Source organism: Marinobacter sp. UBA5687, assembly GCF_002420325.1.
In the GTDB taxonomy this organism is placed as follows: domain Bacteria; phylum Pseudomonadota; class Gammaproteobacteria; order Pseudomonadales; family Oleiphilaceae; genus Marinobacter; species Marinobacter nauticus.
In genome coordinates this window covers 1-18598 of the sequence record NZ_DIHV01000072.1, presented here as the reverse complement: position 1 = coordinate 18598, position 18598 = coordinate 1, and the positions used below count along the sequence as shown (strand labels likewise).

At 58.6% G+C, this 18598-nt stretch carries 14 protein-coding genes; 10 read left to right on the top strand and 4 right to left on the bottom strand.

Features of this window, described 5'->3' with window-relative positions; all coding sequences use genetic code 11:
* Together rpmB and radC are read right to left on the bottom strand one after the other, a co-directional pair.
* The coding region (rpmB, locus tag B3Y70_RS07740; RefSeq protein WP_288589553.1) for a 50S ribosomal protein L28 at positions 1–177 on the bottom strand (177 nt) is incomplete at its 3' end.
* 220 nt (positions 178–397) lie between these two features.
* Entirely contained in the window at positions 398–1072 is a 675-nt protein-coding gene (radC, locus tag B3Y70_RS07735; RefSeq protein ID WP_014422834.1) for a RadC family protein, read from the bottom strand.
* A gap of 172 nt (positions 1073–1244) precedes the next feature.
* On the opposite strand from radC, the gene coaBC reads away from it, so the two are divergent.
* From coaBC to argA, 7 genes are all read left to right on the top strand, one after another.
* Positions 1245–2459 carry a bifunctional phosphopantothenoylcysteine decarboxylase/phosphopantothenate--cysteine ligase CoaBC gene (gene coaBC / locus B3Y70_RS07730; RefSeq protein WP_041655129.1) on the top strand — a complete coding sequence of 405 codons (1215 nt, stop codon included), beginning with the start codon at positions 1245–1247 and terminating at the stop codon, positions 2457–2459.
* Positions 2456–2917, top strand: a complete 462-nt coding sequence (gene dut / locus B3Y70_RS07725) for a dUTP diphosphatase (RefSeq protein ID WP_014422832.1) — start codon at positions 2456–2458, stop codon at positions 2915–2917. Before coaBC ends, dut begins: the two co-directional genes overlap by 4 nt.
* A 96-nt stretch (positions 2918–3013) precedes the next feature.
* Positions 3014–5659: a phosphomannomutase/phosphoglucomutase gene (locus tag B3Y70_RS07720; protein ID WP_114433704.1), complete on the top strand. Its 2646-nt coding sequence runs from the start codon at positions 3014–3016 to the stop codon at positions 5657–5659.
* A gap of 34 nt (positions 5660–5693) precedes the next feature.
* Positions 5694–6590, top strand: a complete 897-nt coding sequence (gene argB / locus B3Y70_RS07715) for an acetylglutamate kinase (protein ID WP_014422830.1) — start codon at positions 5694–5696, stop codon at positions 6588–6590.
* 23 nt (positions 6591–6613) lie between these two features.
* Positions 6614–7855 carry a hypothetical protein gene (locus tag B3Y70_RS07710; RefSeq protein WP_022993181.1) on the top strand — a complete coding sequence of 414 codons (1242 nt, stop codon included), beginning with the start codon at positions 6614–6616 and terminating at the stop codon, positions 7853–7855.
* Positions 7856–7876: 21 nt separating this feature from the next.
* Complete coding sequence (gene argE / locus B3Y70_RS07705) at positions 7877–9040, top strand: acetylornithine deacetylase (RefSeq protein WP_288589550.1); 1164 nt, start codon at positions 7877–7879, stop codon at positions 9038–9040.
* Between the two features lie 84 nt (positions 9041–9124).
* Entirely contained in the window at positions 9125–10432 is a 1308-nt protein-coding gene (gene argA, locus B3Y70_RS07700) for an amino-acid N-acetyltransferase (RefSeq protein WP_226596012.1), read from the top strand.
* On the opposite strand, the gene B3Y70_RS07695 is transcribed toward argA, so the two are convergent.
* Positions 10406–11476: an aminopeptidase gene (locus B3Y70_RS07695; RefSeq protein WP_286714456.1), complete on the bottom strand. Its 1071-nt coding sequence runs from the start codon at positions 11474–11476 to the stop codon at positions 10406–10408. The two genes, argA and B3Y70_RS07695, sit on opposite strands and share 27 nt — an antisense overlap.
* A 186-nt stretch (positions 11477–11662) precedes the next feature.
* Between B3Y70_RS07695 and B3Y70_RS07690 the strand changes: the two genes are divergently transcribed.
* Together B3Y70_RS07690 and B3Y70_RS07685 are read left to right on the top strand one after the other, a co-directional pair.
* The gene (locus B3Y70_RS07690) at positions 11663–15412 is read left to right on the top strand and encodes a DUF1631 family protein (protein WP_288589547.1); all 3750 of its coding nucleotides are present in this window, start codon (positions 11663–11665) and stop codon (positions 15410–15412) included.
* Positions 15413–15438: 26 nt separating this feature from the next.
* Positions 15439–16305 (top strand): phosphoribulokinase, encoded by an 867-nt coding sequence (locus B3Y70_RS07685; RefSeq protein ID WP_199452972.1) that lies wholly within the window; start codon positions 15439–15441, stop codon positions 16303–16305.
* Here the strand turns inward: B3Y70_RS07685 and B3Y70_RS07680 are convergent, their stop codons facing one another.
* Entirely contained in the window at positions 16306–16962 is a 657-nt protein-coding gene (locus B3Y70_RS07680) for a pirin family protein (RefSeq protein ID WP_348680478.1), read from the bottom strand.
* 831 nt (positions 16963–17793) lie between these two features.
* Here B3Y70_RS07680 and B3Y70_RS07675 point away from each other — a divergent pair.
* Positions 17794–18588, top strand: a complete 795-nt coding sequence (locus tag B3Y70_RS07675) for a transporter substrate-binding domain-containing protein (protein ID WP_288589543.1) — start codon at positions 17794–17796, stop codon at positions 18586–18588.
* Positions 18589–18598: the final 10 nt, after the last annotated feature.

Below are 18598 nucleotides of genomic sequence, written 5' to 3'. Positions count from 1 at the left end.
GATGATGCGCATGCCCTTGGTGGAAACGCGCAGCTTCACGAAACGCTTCTCGGACTCAACCCAGAAACGGTGGTTCTGCAGATTCGGCAGAAAACGACGACGAGTGTGGTTCATCGCGTGGGAAACGTTGTTACCGGTAACCGGACGCTTACCGGTAACCTGACAAACTCTGGACATACTTGCCTCCGACCTGAGCAATGGTCTCTATCAATACGAATTCGTTTTTAATGCGTCTCTGGTTGCTCCGGAGCCATACCTGCTGCCGGTTTGCGCTTCTGAAACAGAACGCTGCTCGCCAGACGCCGCCAGAAAGGGACGCTTTTATACCAGAACTGGCCGACCAACGCAAAAAATTGTTGGGAATTTGGCCAGTTTCGGGGCGGTATCCTTCACGGGGCTACATCAATCCTCGTTCAGCAAGGGATATTACCTCACCGTGGCCGATAACCATATGGTCAAGAACCCTGATATCGACCAGTCCCAGGGCCTCTTTCAGCCGGCGGGTCAGGGAAATGTCAGCCTGGCTTGGCTCGGCCACGCCTGACGGATGGTTGTGGGCAAAGATGACCGCGGCGGCATTGTCCTCCAGAGCCTGGCGCACCACCTCCCGGGGGTAAACCGCTGCGCCGTCTATCGTACCCCGGAACAGTTCCCGGTACTGGATGACCCGGTGACGGTTATCCAGGAATAGGCCGGCGAACACTTCATGAGGATAAGTGCCCAGGCGGCTGGTGAGAAAGCGCCGGGTATCTTCCGGTGAGCGCAGCGGATCGCCCTGGCGCAGCGGCTCGTCCATCACTCGCCTCGCCATTTCCATGGCAGCCTGCACCTGGGCATATTTGGCGGTGCCCAGGCCTTTGACCTCGCAGAATTGTCGGCGGGAAGCGGTCATCAGGCCGCGCAGTCCGGAAAATTCGGTGATCAGGTGTCGGGCCAGTGCCATCACCGGCATGCCGGTGGTACCGGTACGCAGGAAAATGGCCAGGAGTTCGGCATCTGACAATGATTCAGGGCCGTGAGTGAGCAATCGCTCACGGGGCCGCTCATCGGCGGGCCAATGGCTGGGTGGCATGTTTGCTTCCTTGCTGGTTTCGGGGAGTGCGTCCTGCACCGGGTTCTCGAAATTACAAAGGTTACTCCAAAAGGTAACATTTGGTAAACGAACAGGGGTTCTAGCAGGCTGCCCGTCTGCGCTCGGCATGCTATCTTATAACTCTTTCATTTTACGGGATTACGGAGCCCGCATGACCGCCAAGCGAATATTGTTGGGAATAACCGGTGGTATCGCCGCCTATAAAAGTGCGGAGCTGGTTCGACTGCTGAAAAAAGCGGGGCACGAAGTCCGGGTTGTCATGACCCGGGGGGCGGAGGCATTTGTTGCGCCGCTGACCTATCAGGCTCTGAGCGGCGAACCGGTGCGCTCCTCGCTGCTTGACCCGGAAGCCGAGGCTGGCATGGGGCACATCGAGCTGGCCAAGTGGGCCGATCAGGTTGTGGTAGCGCCGGCGTCTGCGGATTTTATGGCCCGTCTGGCCCATGGGCTGGCCGATGACCTGTTGACCACGGTCTGTTGCGCCACCGAAGCGCCGATAGCGTTGGCCCCCGCAATGAACCAGGCCATGTGGAAGAACTTCCGTACCCAGCGGAATCTGGCGCTGTTGACGGAAGACCCGCAGATTACCGTCTGGGGACCGGACCAGGGCGAACAGGCCTGCGGTGATACCGGTCCTGGGCGCATGCTTGAGCCGGAACGTCTGGCTCGTCTGGTAAACGGAGAGGGCGTGGTTGAAACTACCGGGCCGCTGTCTGGCAAACGGTTGGTGATCACGGCCGGGCCAACCCGGGAGCCGATCGATCCGGTGCGCTACATTACCAATCACAGCTCGGGCAAGATGGGCTATGCCCTGGCCGGTGCAGCCGTTGCCGCCGGAGCCGAGGTGGTGCTTGTCAGTGGACCTGTCAGTTTGTCGGCCCCAGCGGGGGTTGATGTCCGGCCTGTCAGCACCGCTCAGGAGATGCTGGAAGCCGCCAGCAAGGCGGTCGATGAAGGCTGCGATATCTTTATCGCCACGGCCGCGGTGGCAGATTACCGGCCCGAGGTGTTCGCCAGCGAGAAAATCAAGAAAACCAACGACAACATGAGCCTGGCGCTGGTCCGTAACCCCGATACCCTGGCGACCATCGCGGCCCGGGCCGATGCGCCGTTTACGGTTGGCTTTGCCGCTGAGACCACGGACGTGGCGCGCTATGCGACCGACAAGATGCAGCGCAAGAAACTCAACATGATTATCGCCAACGATGTGTCCGTTCCCGGGCTCGGCTTCAGCAGCGATCGAAATGCGGTTACGGTGTTCTGGCCTGCGGGTTCGGAATCCATCGGGCCGGACAGCAAACAGGCGATCGCTGCCCGTCTGGTGGCGTTGATTGCAGACCACAGCAACAGGATTGAACAGGCATGAGTAAAAGAAAGTTTGAGGTACGGGTTCTGGATGATCGCATTGGTACCGCGATTCCGTTTCCCGAATACGCTACGGAAGGCTCTGCAGGCCTTGATCTCCGGGCGGCATTAAAGGAAGCCAAGACCGTTATGCCGGGTGAGACCCACCTGATTCCCACCGGCCTGTCTGTGCATATTGCTGACCCGGGGTTGGCTGCCATGATCCTGCCCCGGAGCGGACTCGGACACAAGCATGGGATCGTGCTCGGCAATCTGGTGGGATTGATCGATTCTGACTACCAGGGCGAGTTGATGGTGTCCTGCTGGAACCGGGGCCAGACGCCATTCACCATCGAGGTGGGCGAACGTATTGCCCAGATGGTGCTGGTGCCTGTGGTACAGGCGGATTTCGAGATTGTGACCGAATTTGATGCCAGTGACCGGGGTGAAGGTGGCTTTGGCTCCACTGGGAGCCACTGAGTCGGGCATCTTTACCTGGCAGCGAGATAACTGGCCGGCGTCTATACTCAGCGGATACAGACCTATCCGGGAAAGAAAATAACTGCGGGATGCATTATGAAATTCGCCAAGAAAAAAACCAACGCGTCTTCCGGTGATGAGCAGCCGGAGAAGAAACCCGGAAAGAAACAGAAACCGTCCAAAACGTCAAAAGAAGCGGCTGGCTCCGGTTTAAAGAAACTCGGATCGGTTGGGTTGAATCAATCGCTGGTGGTACTGGTGGCCGGCGTGGTCGCGGTGGTGCTGGCCCATTTTCTGGTGGTGGTGCCCGCGGGGGAGGCCCGCTATGAGGCGGCCAGCGCCATGGAAGTGGACAGTGCGCAACGGCGCCTGAATCAGTCACTGACGGCGCTGCAGGAACAGGTTCGGGCGGTGGCGAACCAGCGTTACGCTGCCCTTGCTCTGGCCGAGCGGTCTGATCTGGCCAATCTCGCCGGACAATTGCAAACGGCGCTGCCCGGTTCCGCTCAGGTGTTTGTCTTCCCTTACCGGGAAGTGCCCCGGACCGGTAACGGCGATACCCTGCTGGGATTTGCGGGCCTGGAACTGGCCCGGCGGGCAGAAAATGGACAGAACCTGTTGCCGGACGCCTTCCCCCGCGACAATCAGTGGTATCTGCAATTTGCCGCGGCAGTGCGTCATCCCACAAGCAATGCCGTGGTTGGTAGCGTGCTGGCGGTTTTTGAAGCCTCCCACATACGGCCAATGCTGGCCGTGAGCAACCCGCAACTCGGGGGCCAGCTGTCACTGGTCCAATCCGTGTCCGGCGCTTCACGAACGGTGGCCAGCGCCGGTAACGGCAGCGGCCCTGAGCTGTCTCGCACCCTGATCAACCCGGACTGGTCCGTCCGTTACCAACCGGCCTCGGCACCGGTGGCGCCGGTAAGCACCATTCTCCTGGCGATTCTGGTGGGGGTGCCTGCGCTGGTGGCGGCGATTCTGGTCTGGATGCTTCTTGGCAACGCGCAGCGTGGAATACGTCAGGATGTGACCGCGCTCATTCAGTGGGCCCACAAGGTGTTCGGAGGCGAGCGGATGAAACTGCCGGCTCTGCGCTGGGATATGGTGGCGTCCACCGGAGAAGTGCTGTTCCGTCTGTCCCAGATGGTTGAGAAGCGGGTGGCCAAGGCCGCGGAGTCGGCTGCGCCCAAAGCGGCTCCTGCCCGCCGCAAGGCAGCGACGGCGGAGGATGAACCACTCTTTCAGGACAAGGACATGCCGGACATTGACATGCTCGATGGTGACGAGGATGTGCTCGGCTTTGGTGGCTCCGAGGATTCCCTGTTCGACGAGGACATTCCTGAAGTTGCTGAGGCCGAGGTGCCTTCGGTTCAGATCAACCCGGAAATCTTCCGCGCCTATGACATCCGGGGCATCGTTGGTCAGACCCTTTCGGCAGAGGTGGTTGAAGTCATTGGTCGCGCGATCGGCTCGGAAGCGACCGAGCGTGGTGTCACAGATATCTGTATTGGCTACGATGGCCGGCACTCCAGTCCGGAATTGGCTGATGCCCTGGGGCGCGGCATCATGGCGACCGGTTGTAACATCATTCATCTGGGGGCCATACCTACGCCGGTGCTGTACTTTGCAACCCATCACCTGCAGACCGGTTCTGGCGTTATGGTGACCGGTAGCCATAATCCAGCCAACTATAACGGCCTGAAGATCATGCTGGGCGGAGAGACCCTGTCTGGTGAAGCTATCCAGAAGCTGTACCAGCGCATCCAGACCGCCGACCTTGCCAGAGGGCAGGGTGAGCAATCCCGGGACGACGTACGCCGCGCCTATCTGGACCGTATCGTCGGTGATATTGCTGTGGCGGCGCCGTTGAAAGTGGTGGTCGATGCCGGTAACGGCATTGCCGGAGAGCTGGGCCCCATGCTGGTTGAGGAACTGGGCTGTGAAGTCACGCCACTGTATTGTGAAGTGGACGGTGATTTCCCGAATCATCACCCGGACCCCGGCAAACCCGCGAACCTGCAGGACCTGATTGCCAAGGTTAAGGAGACCGGCGCCGATATCGGGCTGGCCTTTGATGGCGATGGTGATCGTCTGGGCGTGGTTACCAATACCGGCAAGATCATCTGGCCGGATCGCCTGCTGATGCTCTTTGCCAGGGATGTGGTGTCCCGCAATCCCGGCGCGGATGTGCTCTATGACGTGAAGTGCAGCCGCCGGCTGGCCAGCGTGATCTCGGAAGCTGGAGGGCGCCCGATCATGTGGAAAACCGGCCATTCCCTGATGAAAGCGAAAATGAAGGAAACCGGCGCCCTGCTGGCGGGCGAAATGAGCGGACACGTTTTCTTCGGCGAACGCTGGTACGGCTTTGACGATGGCCTTTACTCGGCTGCCCGGCTGCTGGAAATCCTGGGCATTGAGGATCGTCACTCCGATGAAGTCTTTGAAGACTTCCCCGAGGATATCAGTACCCCTGAGCTGAATGTCGAGGTGACCGAGAGCGACAAGTTCGCCATCATTGAACGGCTAGGTCAGCAGGCGGATTTTGGTGACGGCAATATCAGTACCATTGATGGCATTCGGGTAGATTATGCCGATGGCTGGGGGCTATGCCGTGCGTCCAATACCACGCCGGTTCTGGTTCTGCGCTTCGAAGCCGAAACCGAACAGGCACTGGAGCGGATCAAATCCGTGTTCCGGGAGCAACTGCAGAAAGCGGCACCAGACCTGGTGGCGGAATTCTGAAACCCATTACTGTCGTAAGGATTAACACAACATCATGGCGCTGGATCGTGAAACAGCAATGCAGGTGGCCTCGGTACTGAGCCGGGGCCTGCCCTATATCCAACGGTTTACCGGCAAGACGGTCGTGATCAAATACGGCGGCAACGCCATGGAGAACGAAGACCTGAAAAGCAGTTTCGCCCGGGACGTGGTGCTGATGAAGCTGGTGGGGATCAACCCTATCGTGGTTCACGGCGGCGGCCCCCAGATCGGAGAGCTGCTGGAACGCCTGAATATCCAGTCCCGCTTTGTTAACGGCATGCGGGTTACCGATGCGGAGACCATGGACGTGGTCGAAATGGTGCTCGGCGGCCAGGTGAACAAAGAAATCGTTTCCCTGATCAATGCCCACGGAGGCACCGCGGTGGGCCTGACCGGTAAGGATGCCAATCTGATCCGGGCCCGGAAGCTGGAAGTGGTCAATCGCTCGCCGGAGCTGGAGCGGCCTGAAATCATCGATATTGGCCATGTTGGCGAGGTGGCAAGCGTCAACGTGGATGTTATCGACATGCTGACCCGCAGCAACGTGATCCCGGTTATCGCGCCCATCGGTGTCGGGCCGGATGGCGCTTCCTACAACATCAATGCGGACCTGGTAGCCGGCAAGGTGGCAGAAGCCATGAAGGCGGAAAAGCTGATCCTGCTGACCAATGTCTCCGGCCTCAAGAGCAAGGAAGACAAAGTGCTGACCGGCCTGACCGCCCAGCAGGTGAACGATCTGATTGAAGACGGCACCATCCATGGCGGTATGTTGCCAAAAATCCGCTGTGCCCTGAGTGCGGTGGAAAACGGCGTGCGCACCTCCCACATCATCGACGGACGTGTGGCCCACGCCTGCCTGCTGGAAATCTTCACCGACGAGGGTGTCGGTACGCTGATTTCCCGTAACTGATACTTCTGGCCGGGAGTTACCGGATGAAACGCCTGCTGTCATTTCTCGTTATCACAGGAATAGTGGCCTTCGCCGGCTTTAAAGCTGGCGTCTGGTGGCTGACGGACCAGCGTCTGGCAGAGGCGCGCACGGTACTATCGGAATCCGGTGTACTCGAGCGGGGGAGCATCAGCTCCTCTGTGGATGGCCGGGTCATCCTCCGACAGGCGCACTGGGAGGACTTCCAGCTTACTCAGCCATTGCAGATGGACCTGATTGAACTGGAAACCGGCTCTCCAATCGCTCTGTTGACCACACTGATGAGCCCTGACAGCTTGCCGGCCAGTTGGCGGCTATCCGTTGAGCGCGCCAGCATTACGCTGGAACCTACCATGTTCCGGAACTGGGTGACGGCGGCGCCGGATGAAACTGCCCAGGCCCCGCTAGCCAATCTGTCCTGTGCGCCGGACCCAAGGCAGCAACTGGGCAGTGGGGATTTGATGCGTATGGGGATTCCTGATATCCGGGGCGACATGTTGCTGGAGCAGACCCCCGATGCCCTGCGTTTTGAACTGAATACCCGTGAAACCGGAAGCCTGGAGCTGGTTTGGCCAGACGCCAGACTGACCATGGGCAATCTGGCCGACCCGGCCTCCATGGGGGCCGGGCCACTGCAACTGACCGTTCGTGACGCGGGTCTGATGCGCCGCCTCTCTGCCTATTGTGCCCGCGAGACCGGGCTGGAGGTCAGCGACTGGGCCGGGCGGGGTGTCGCGGCATTGGAGAAAGGGCTGCAGGCTCGGGGCCTGGAAGCCAGTCCGCAATTGCTGGCACTGTATCGGCAATGGCTGACCGAAGGGGGTGAGGTGACCATGATGCTTGCACCCGGCTCGGAAACCTTCGGGCTGCCCGTACGCACCGATTCGGAAAACACCGTCAGCCTGCGCGTATCCTATAACGGTGCCACCGTGCCGGATGTGTACCTGACCGAAATGCAACGGGTGGAACCAGCATTGCCTGCGCAGGCAATGGAGCCTGTGGTACCGCCGGAAGACCCGGATTTTGAGCAGTGGTACCCTGACAGTGTTGAGAACGCCAATACCTGGCTTGGCCGGCGCGTAAAGGTTACGCTCTCGAATGAAAACCAGGTTGAGGGGCGACTGGTCAGCGTTGGCGAGCGGGATATGGAAATCGCCCGCACAGTGGCCGGGGGCGAAGTGGCGTACCCCATTCTGATTCGTGCCATTACACAATTTGAAGTCTGGCGCCGGGGCCGCCCGGAATAGCGCCGGGACGGGAGGCAATAAGTGACCGCAAGCGCAAGCACAGGGGTGCCGGGTATCAGGGACATGCTGGCCCGGCTGATTTCATTGCCATCCATCAGCAGTGCCTCGCCGGAGTGGGATCACAGTAACGAGGGTGTGGTCCGCCTGCTGGCAGAGTGGCTCGAACCCCTGGGGTTTACCGTCGAGATCATGGAGGTGCCGGGCATGCCCGGCAAGTTCAATCTGATCGCCACTCTGGGTAGCGGTCCGGGTGGGCTGGTACTCTCAGGCCATACCGACACCGTACCGTTTGACGACAAACGCTGGCAAAGTGATCCGTTCAGTCTCACGGAAAAGGACAACCGCTGGTACGGTCTGGGCACCTGCGATATGAAGGGCTTTTTCCCGCTGGCCATTGAAGCCGCCAGGGCCTTTGCCGGCGAGCCCTTGCAGCAGCCACTGATTATCCTGGCCACTGCTGACGAAGAAAGCTCGATGAATGGCGCCCGGGCACTGGCAGAAGCCGGCAAACCGAAAGCCCGTTACGCGGTGATCGGCGAGCCCACCAATCTCAAACCAGTGCGCATGCACAAGGGCATCATGATGGAGCGGTTGCGGTTTGACGGGCAATCGGGCCATTCCTCCAACCCGGCCCTGGGCCGCAACGCGCTGGAAGGCATGCACGAGGCGCTCGGCGAACTGCTGGCCCTGCGCAGCGAATGGCAGGAAAAGTACCGCAACCCCAACTTCGAGGTACAGGTGCCCACCCTGAACCTGGGCTGTATCCACGGTGGTGACAATCCCAATCGCATCTGCGCCCAATGCGAATTGCACTTCGACCTGCGTCCGCTGCCGGGCATGAACATGGACACCCTGCGCCAGGCGATTCTTGACCGGATGCAGCCTCTGGCCGAGCGGCGGGAACTCAAACTCACGTTTGCCCCCCTGTTTGACGGCGTGCCGCCGTTTGAAACCCCGGCCGACGCCGCTCTGGTCAAAGCCTGTGAGAAACTCACGGGGCACACGGCACACGCCGTTGCTTTTGCCACGGAGGCACCCTGGCTGCAGAAACTGGGGTTGGAGACCCTGGTGATGGGGCCTGGTTCGATCGACCAGGCGCACCAGCCGGACGAGTTTCTGGAACTGTCCCAGTTGCAGCCGACGGTGGATATCCTCAAGGGATTGATCAAAAGGTTCTGTCTTTGAGTAGACTAGCGGTAAGGCGGGCGGAAAACTGTCCCGGCATTCGCCATTCTTGGCAAGCATTATCAGGGTATAAGGAATAAAGGTTTGAAATCAAACGACTGGCTGCACGGATTCCGCCATTCCTCTCCGTACATCAACGCCCATCGCGGCCGAACCGTCGTCCTGACCATGCCCGGGGATGCCATCGAGCACCGCAATTTTATCAACATCATCCACGACATCGCTCTGCTCAGCAGCCTTGGCGTCAAGTTGGTGGTGGCGTTTGGTGGCCGCCCCCAGATTCAGTCGCGACTGGATGATGCCGGCCTGGAATCCTCCTTCGCACGGGGCTTGCGCATCACCCCCGATAACCATCTGCCGATGGTTATGGAAGCCATTGGCGGGCTCAGGGCCTACCTGGAAAGCCAGCTCTCCATGGGGTTGGTGAATTCACCCATGCACAACGCCCGGATTCGGGTCAGCAGCGGCAACTACGTCACCGCCAAACCCGTTGGCGTGCTGGATGGCATTGATTTTGGCTACACCGGCCGCGTTCGCCGTGTTGATACCCGTGGCATCGAGCAGTTGCTGGAGCTGGGGCATATTGTTTTGTTGCCGCCAATGGGCTATTCGCCCACCGGTGATGCCTTCAACCTTTCCTATGAGGACGTTGGCAGCCAGGTGGCCGCAGCGCTGCAGGCGGAGAAGCTGATTGTCTTCATCGACGACGAAGGCCTGCTCGAAGAAGATGGTAGCCTGATACGTGAGTTGTCCGCCCGTCAGGCCTCCGAGCGCTTGAACGACAATGCCGTCACCGGTCACGACGCGGCCCTGCTCAAGGCCGCCTGCGATGCCTGTGTCAAAGGCGTTCGGCGTGCCCACATCATCAGTTATGTCGAAGACGGCGCCCTGCTGGAAGAGCTGTTTACCCGCGATGGTTCCGGCACCCTGGTCAGCGGTGATAACTACGAACAGATTCGCCAGGCGCGGGTAGAAGATATCGGTGGCATTCTGGAGCTGATTCAGCCGCTGGAAGAGCAGGGCGTGCTGGTTCGCCGCTCCCGGGAAATGCTGGAAACCGAAATCGACCGGTTTGTGGTGGCGGAACGGGACGGCACCATTGTCGGCTGCGCCGCGCTGTACCATTATCCGGAGGAGGGCGCCGGGGAGTTATCCTGTTTTGCGGTCGACCCCTCCTACCGCCGTGCCGGCCGTGGCGACGAGATTCTCGCCATGGTTGAAAAGCTGGCCCGGGGCCAGGGCGTCCACAAACTGTTCGTGCTGACTACTCAAACCGAACACTGGTTCCGGGAACGCGGTTTCCTGCCTACCGCTGTGCAGGATCTGCCGGGGCCAAAGCTGGCTTCATACAACACCCAGCGTAATTCAAAGGTGTTCTACAAACCGCTCTGACAGTAATTCCAGCTGTGCAGTGCGACTGTCCGCCGGCTGTAGGGAAAGCTCCTCGACAGCCCGGTAAAAATCGTGGAAGCGGTAGTTCAGCTCTTTCAGCATCTGTCGGAAGGCGGGAACATGCTGATTATATTGCCGGAACAATGCCAGCTGTGCGTTGTTAAGCTGCACCGGCGGCGGGCCGAAAGGCCCCGGCTCTTCATATTGGTCGGCCAGGTTGGCGTAGTCCCGGGCCAGTTCGTCGAGCAGTTGGGCCTTGCGCGCCCGCAGCGTGGATTTGTCCATCGTATCCTGGCGGGCATAAAGTTGTTGGAGTTGCTCGCTGGTGGCGGCGACCAGTTCCAGAGTCTTTTGCCGGTGCTGTAATCGCGCCAGAGCGCGCTCAAAACCCTCAGATGCCCCTTGCCGCTTCAGCCAGAGCCGAAGCCCTTCCAGTTCCACGGCAGTGGCAAAGCTCTCGTTAAAGGCGGTATCACCGTTGATATAGAGCACGCGGTGGGCCAGCTCGTGAAACATCAGGGCGACCATGCGGTCATCCGCCAGGGAGGTGAACCCGGTATGCAGCGGATCATCGAACCAGCCCAGGGTGGAGTAGGCGGTTACGGCGCCGATAAAGGTATCATAATGGCGTTCGCGAAAGGCCGTCTGCTCCTGTCGGGCGTCGGCTAGCTGGAAGTACCCGCGATACGACTGGCAGCCCACAAACGGATAACACCATTGGTGGGGGGTAAGCGAAAACTCCGGCACGGCGACCAGATTCACCACCACCCATGGCCGCCCCAGCGCCACGTATTTACGGAAGGCATCGTCTACCGGCAAGGCCAGTTCTTTCGCCGCGAATTCTCGTGCTTGTGCTGCCAGCTCAAGCCGTCGGCGAAGTTCCGGGTCGGTTTCCGGTGCTGTGGTTACCTGGTTGATGGGCCTGGCCTTCATCATCAGGGACACATGGCCGCCAATGGCCTGGCCATAGTAGCCAATGGTCGTACAGCCATTCAGGGGTGTTACCAGTAGCAAAAGGAGATAGATCTGACTAAGCTGTCTCATGAATCATCATATTATGATGTTGTGGGTATGAGGCTGTACAATTCCTTATCCGCCGACGGCTGTCACAGATTTTTAACCGACCGCCGCAGGCCTTATCATAACAGCTCGAACCTACACCCACTCAGGGACGTTGGCCGGATTTCCGCATCCGGCAACATGCCGGCTTTGCAACTGGTCAGGTAGTTCATGGATCCGAGAGAGCGTCGCAGCAGCCCCCGACAGCCGATCAAACTTGCCGCTCAGATAGATGCCGGCAGTGGTGAGGCGTGGCCCTGCCAGATTGCAGATTTCTGTGCCGAAGGCATGTTCATTCGTTATTCGGGCGAAACTTCAGGCAAAATCGAACGGGCTTTTGCTCGCGGCGGTGTTACCGAACTGGTGGTTCGGTTCCGAGGTCTTGAGGGCAATCGTCGATACGAGCTTCATGTCAGCCCGGTGCGGCGCATTGACGGTGCCATGGGCGTGCATTTTACCCGCCCCGATTCCGATGCCTTCAACGCCATGCTGCAGTTGTGTGGCAGTTCCGGGGATCAGGCCCGGTCATCACTTCGCGCCCCCAGTGAACGCGTTCAGTTTGTGCTTCACCAGTGTGCCAAAACCGTCACGCGGTTTATTGAACCACTCATGGATGCCTGTTTTGTCCAGACGGTGGAGGCACTGCGTATTGCGGCCCAGAAAGCCCCAAACGACCAGCTTGCCAATGAGTTGATGGATGCATCCGGCCAGATTCAGGGGCGCCAGCGGGTGCTCTGGCATTACATGAGCCGCAGTCTGGAGTCGCCCTTAAAACCGGAGCCCAAAGGCGCGCCCGGTTCAGTGTTGTCGGTGGTAGACAAAAACGAGTTTGAGGACTGGCTGGCAATTCGGGTGATGGTTACCCGTGCTGATACCCAATACCGTGGCGACCTGCTGCAGCTCAAGCTGAGGCTGGACAAGTTAGGTATCGCCAATCGCACCGGCCATCATAATCCCCTCGGTCCCGCCCTCGTGTGCGAAGCCTTCCATAACGCGCTTGCCCAGCTGAAAGTCAGCCGGGACGTTGAAAAGGTCTGCCTGAAGACGTTTGAGCAGACGGTGATCAAACAGCTGGAGCCGTTGTATCGGGAGTTGAACAATATCCTGATCCGGCATGGTGTGTTGCCGGATCTGGACCTGTCCCGTTATCTGAGCGAACAGGCGCCGGCCAGGAAGGAGCCGCCGGCCGAGGTGCTGAAGCCGGAGCCTGAAACACCTCTGAATAAGCCGCAGCCTGAGGCGCCGGAAAGCAAACCCGGACAAACGGCCCGCGGGCTGAAAAACCGGGTAGCCGGAGAGTTCCGGGGGTACGCTCGCGCAGCCCAGACCGCCTTTGCCACGGTCAGGAACCTGCTGACAACACTGCAGGCCAGTCGTGTGGAGAATGGGGAGGCGACGCCAGAGCCGTTTGCGGCCAATGCCCGTCCGCTGTCTCAGGGTGAACTGCACCGGGAATTACAGGAGCTGCAGTTACGCGCTGCGGCCCCGGAAGAGCCGGCCGTGCCCTTGCGGGACCGGGTGGTTGGAAAGATACGTGAAACCGGTGACACGCGGCTCAATGCTGAGCAGCAGCAAACCCTGGACGTTGTCGACCGGTTTTTCCGGAGCGTGGTCGATAGTCCCAAACTCAGTGACTACGCCCAGAGCCGCATGCGTCAGCTGGAAGTGCCGGTGCTGAAAGTGGTGATGCGTGATCCCGAGTTCTTTGAGGACCAGGACAGCCCGGTCCGTGGCGTGATGAATCGCCTGGCACAACTGGGCGTGAAGGGTGGCCGGCTGAACCCGGTGGTGCAGCGCCGGGTGGATGAGCTGATTCACCGCATTGCTACCGAGTTTGAACAGGATACCGGTGTGTTTGAGCAAACCGTAGGTGAGCTGGACACCCTGATTGACCGGCAGAACCTGGTGTATCGCCGCAACGTTGAGCGGGTGACGGCTGCCGCAGAGGGTGCCCAGAAGGTTGCCGAATCCAAAACCGCCGTGGCCAGCGCGCTGGAAAGCAAACTGGCTGGCCGCAAGGTTCCCAGGGCCCTGGTCAGCCTGCTTGAAGGCGGCTGGAGGGATTTATTGTCGCTGACCTGGATTCGCCAGGGACCAGACAGTCAGTTATGGCAGGACTACCTGGCGGTGATCGATTCGCTGATGGCTTTTGCCGAGGACCCGGACAGCAGCATTAACCTGCCCGAACTGTTACGGCTGATTCAGGATGGGCTGGCGTCGATCTCCAGTAACCACATGCCGTCCTCCCAGATCCGGGATGAATTGAAGCAGTTTCTGGTGCGTCGGCCTGACAAGGCGCCGGAAATGGTTGAGATGCCTGCGGTCAGTGGTGCTCGCCCGGACAAACAGGTGCTCAGTGAACGGGAACAGCGCAGCCTGCAACGCTGGATCAACCGGGCCCAGCAATTGCGCACCGGCGACTGGCTGCGGGATCAGACCAAGGCAGAAGATCCCCAGTACATCCGCCTGGTGTGGATTGCCCGTGGTTTCAGCCGGTTTGTCTTCGTTAACCACCAGGGTATGCGGGTGGTTGAGCTGGAGCTGGAGGCTCTGGCCAGACAAATGCGCAAAGGCATTATCGTACCGGACAATCAGTATGACCGGCCGCTGGTAGACGAGAGCATCGACCGCATGGTTCGCAACGTCTATGACCAGCTGTCCTGGGCATCCACCCATGATGAACTGACCCGGCTTTTGAACCGCCGGGAATTCGAGCGCATGCTGGAGCAGCAACTGGCCCGCCGGGAAGACAGTCGTGCATTGCTGCAACTGGACCTGCGCGGGTTCCGATTGCTGAATGACACAGCGGGCTACCAGGCCGGGGATGAAACCCTGAAACGGGTGGCGGAGCTCATCTGTCGGCATGTGGGCGACGGCATGCCGGTGGCTCGTCCCGGGGGCAATGAATTTGCCATGCTGGTGCCTGAAGAACAGGGGCCGGAAATTGCCAAGGCACTGCTGGAAGCCATTGCAGCGGAACCCTTTGAGTACGGTGGTCGGCGTTACACATTAAATGCCAATGTTGGCCTGGCGCCGGAACTGCCCGCGCTGATCAGCGCCGAAAAATGGCTGAAAGCCGCCGAGCAGGCGCTCAATTCCGCTCGCGACAAGGGCCCGGGACGTTTCTCGATCTACACGCTCGACGCAGACGACCAGGCCCGGCAGGAACAGATTGCGGCCCGTGTGGCCGGCCTGAGTAACCCGGACGAAGAGCGCATGCTGCTGCGTTGCCAGAAAATCATTCCTCTGCATGCCAACACCCGAATGGCGGCCCAGTATGAAATTCTGATCAGCATGTACGACGACAGCGGGCAGCTGATTACCGGCCAGGATTTTGTCCGCATGGCCGAGCGCTATGACCGCATGCAGGCAGTGGATCGCTGGGTGGTGGGGCACATGCTGGACTGGCTGCGGGACCAGTCTCCGGATCCGCGCCATGTGGGTGGTGTCTGCATCAACCTGTCCGGCTATTCGTTGAACGACCAGTCACTGCTGGAATTCATTTACGAAAAGCTCAGTGAGAAGGATGCACCGATTGAGCGTCTCTGGTTCGAGCTGACGGAAGCCTCTGCCATTCATGATCTGCAATCGGTGGCGGATTTCATGCTGGAAATGAAAGAGCTTGGCTGCCGGTTCTGCCTGGGTAACTTTGGCAGCGGGCCCAGCTCCTTCCAGTTCATGCGATCGTTGCCGGTAGATCTGATCAAGATCGACAGTGCCTTTACCGGCCAGCTGGCAGCCAACCAGACGGATCAGGCCATGGTCAGATCCATGGTGGATATGGCGCATTATATGGAACGGGAAGTGATTGCCTCTCAGGTTGAATCCCGTGAGGTTCTGGATATGCTGAGGCAACTGGGCGTGGATTACGCTCAGGGTTTTGTGGTTGAGAAGCCCCGACTGCTGACCAGTCTTGTCTGACGCACATCCGGGAACCTGAGCTTTTTATGTCCAGACGCCATCCGATTATTGCCGTTACCGGATCTTCCGGGGCAGGTACTACCACAACCGGGCAGATCTTCAGCCGCATGTTTGCCAGTGAGGGCATCGATGCCGCCATGGTCAGTGGCGACAGCTTTCATCGGTATACCCGGGAACAAATGGCCCGACTTGCCGCCAAGGGGCAGTTTGGTGAACGCAACCACTTTGCCCTGGCAGCGAATCATATCGATAGGCTGGAGGCTCTGTTCTATGACTACAGCCATACCGGCAATGGCCGATACCGGCAGTACGTTCATGACGAAGACCGTGACCTGATCGCCGCTGGCCACAAACCCGGAACCTTCACCCCCTGGGGCCCGTTACCTGCGGATACCGATGCCCTGTTCTACGAGGGGCTTCACGGCGGGGTGGTGAGCGACAACTACAATATTGCCCAGTACGTTGACTTGTTGATTGGTGTGGTACCCATTGTCAATCTGGAGTGGATCCAGAAAATCCATCGGGACACCCATCAGCGGGGCTACAGCCAGGATGCCGTGGTTCAGACCATCATCAATCGGATGGACGATTACGTGCACGACATCGTGCCGCAGTTCTCTCACACCCACATCAACTTCCAGCGAATTCCGCTGGTGGACACCTCCAACCCCTTCGTTGCCCGGGATGTGCCCAGTGAAGACGAGAGCATGGTGGTGATTCACTTTCGGGAAACGACGGATGTGGATTTCCCGTGGTTACTGCAGGCCATTCCCCAGAGCAGCCTTTCCCGTCACGATACCCTGGTGATTCCGGGGCCGAAAATGGCCCTGGCCATGGACCTGATTATCCGGCCCATGGTCCAGAGCCTGATGGCCGGCAAAACCTTTGCCTGATCAGACCGTCAGGGTGCCATCGCGGTAGTCGGCCAGCGCCTGCTCAATCTCAGCAGGTTTGTTCATCACAAACGGACCATACTGGACAACTGGCTCGCCGATGGGCCGGCCTGCAATCAGTAGCAGCTGTGCCCCGGCCTCTCCGGCCTCAATCAGAACTTCGTCCCCCTGCTCCAGAATGTTTGCCGAGGACAGTGCCAGAGCCTGGTTCCGGTCTTCGCTTACCAGGCTTGCGCCACCTTCATACAGGTAAACCAGGGCATTGAGCGCCTGGGGGACGGGCAGCGATACCCTCGCTCCGGATTCCAGGTGGACATCGGCATACAGAGGCTCCGTGCTGCCGCCGGTGACTGCACCGGTGACGGAACCGCCGCCGATCTCCAGTTCACCGGCAATGACCCGGACGGATACGCCCTGCTGGCGCGCCACCGGAATCTCCTCTGGCTGAATGTCCCGGTAACCGGCGGCCTTCATTTTTTCGGCGGCAGGCAGGTTGAGCCAGAGCTGGAAGCCCCGCATGACCCCGGATTCCTGCTGTGGCATTTCCGAATGCACGATGCCCCGGCCCGCGGTCATCCATTGCACCCCGCCGTTGCGAAGGTTGCCTCGATTCCCCAGGTGATCCTCATGCAGCATGTGCCCTTCAAGATCATACAGTTTTCACCTGGACTGTGTACATTTGACTTAAATATTTGATTACTATATTGATTTCAGAAAAATTTTGAAGAAGGACGTGTATACATTCTGGGGCCTCTTTAATGTGTATAAAACGGTACTCATTTGTACACATCCGGATTCTTGGTTGCGCTTTTCAACTGAGCCGGCGACTTGTACATCCGTAGAACCCCTTGGCTCACCAAATGACCCGCGTTGATATGCAGCCTCAGAATACGAATTTGCATAGTTTTTTCTAAGCACCTTAGGTTTTGTTCATAAGAATAGTGTGAGGCAGGGGATCGCATGAGAAGGCTTTGTCAGGAAGACATACGAGCTGTCGAGTGATTTTTACTTTTGCGCACACCTTTCAGGTAGGCATAAGGATTATGGCCATTCAGCTTCGTTGACTCGTTCAGTGCCACGCACACCGACATTGGAAAGCGAACTTTTTACCGCGACGAAGAAGAACCAGGGAGGGGAACCTGATCGAGTTAGGTTCACTCATAGGCTAGGAGTGGCAAGGGAACCTGCATACATTCAGGCTTTTAAACAAAAGCGAACATTCGAAACAGGGCTTTCTTCCAGAGTCTCTACGCTAAACACGGCTGACACTTTGTGGACACGTTGGGGCCGGCGATTTGCGGAACGAATCGATAAGAACCGTGACCAGCCAGGTATTCATCAGTGTGGTAAACAAGGCGAGCGCGTCACTGTCACAGAGCTGAAACACTAATGTAGTAATATCGTGATTCTGAAAATGGAATTAGCGGTAACCTTGAGTTTAGGTGCAGGGAAGTAGTTGTAGTTTCTCGATAATCACGTGGCATCTAAATGAAATGGTTACTTCTGGCGTTCGCTATTGGCACTTTGGCCACTCAGGCCAATGCAGCATCAGAGCCAGAGCCACTTCTCGTACTAGCTCCCTACCTCCCGGCAACATCAGAACAGGGGCCGGCTGGGCGCGATATCGAGATATTCGCTGCAGTCATGGATCGATGTGACATAGATGTTCACTTTCATTTCTACCCCTTCAAACGGCACCTCCGGAATTTCACTCATGAGGGGCTGGGCGATGCGGTAATGACCGTGCCTCCCGATATGGACACGCCAAGTTTTGAAAGCACTCCCTACGTGTATTATCAGAATGGCGCCGCCGTTTTGGAGTCCACGAACATCAAGCCTTACCATCTTCGCTATTTAAAAGGGCTGCGTGTTGTTTCCTTTGCCGGTGCGTCCCAATTGCTGGGTATTGAATCTCACATTGAGTCTTTTGCCTCATATTCCGAGTTTGCAGACCAGCGCATCCACTCGCGAATGCTCTTTCTGAATCGCGTGGATGTGGTGCTTGCGGATGGTCTTATCTTTGCGGAGATTAACCACCGTTTGCGCGCGGACCGAACCTATGCGGATAAGGCTGATTTGCACCAGAAAGTGATGTTCATTCCGATTTTTGCCCCGACGCCCTATAGAGCCTCGTTTCGTAAAAAAGAACACCGTGATGCATTCAATGCGTGCTTCAGTGAGCTTGAAGCAGAAGGCGTTGTCCGAGCAATCAACGTACGACACATTGAAAAATATCGGGATACGGTCGGCTACGGTTATCTGGGCTACTACCTGAATCCGTGACTTCAACGAG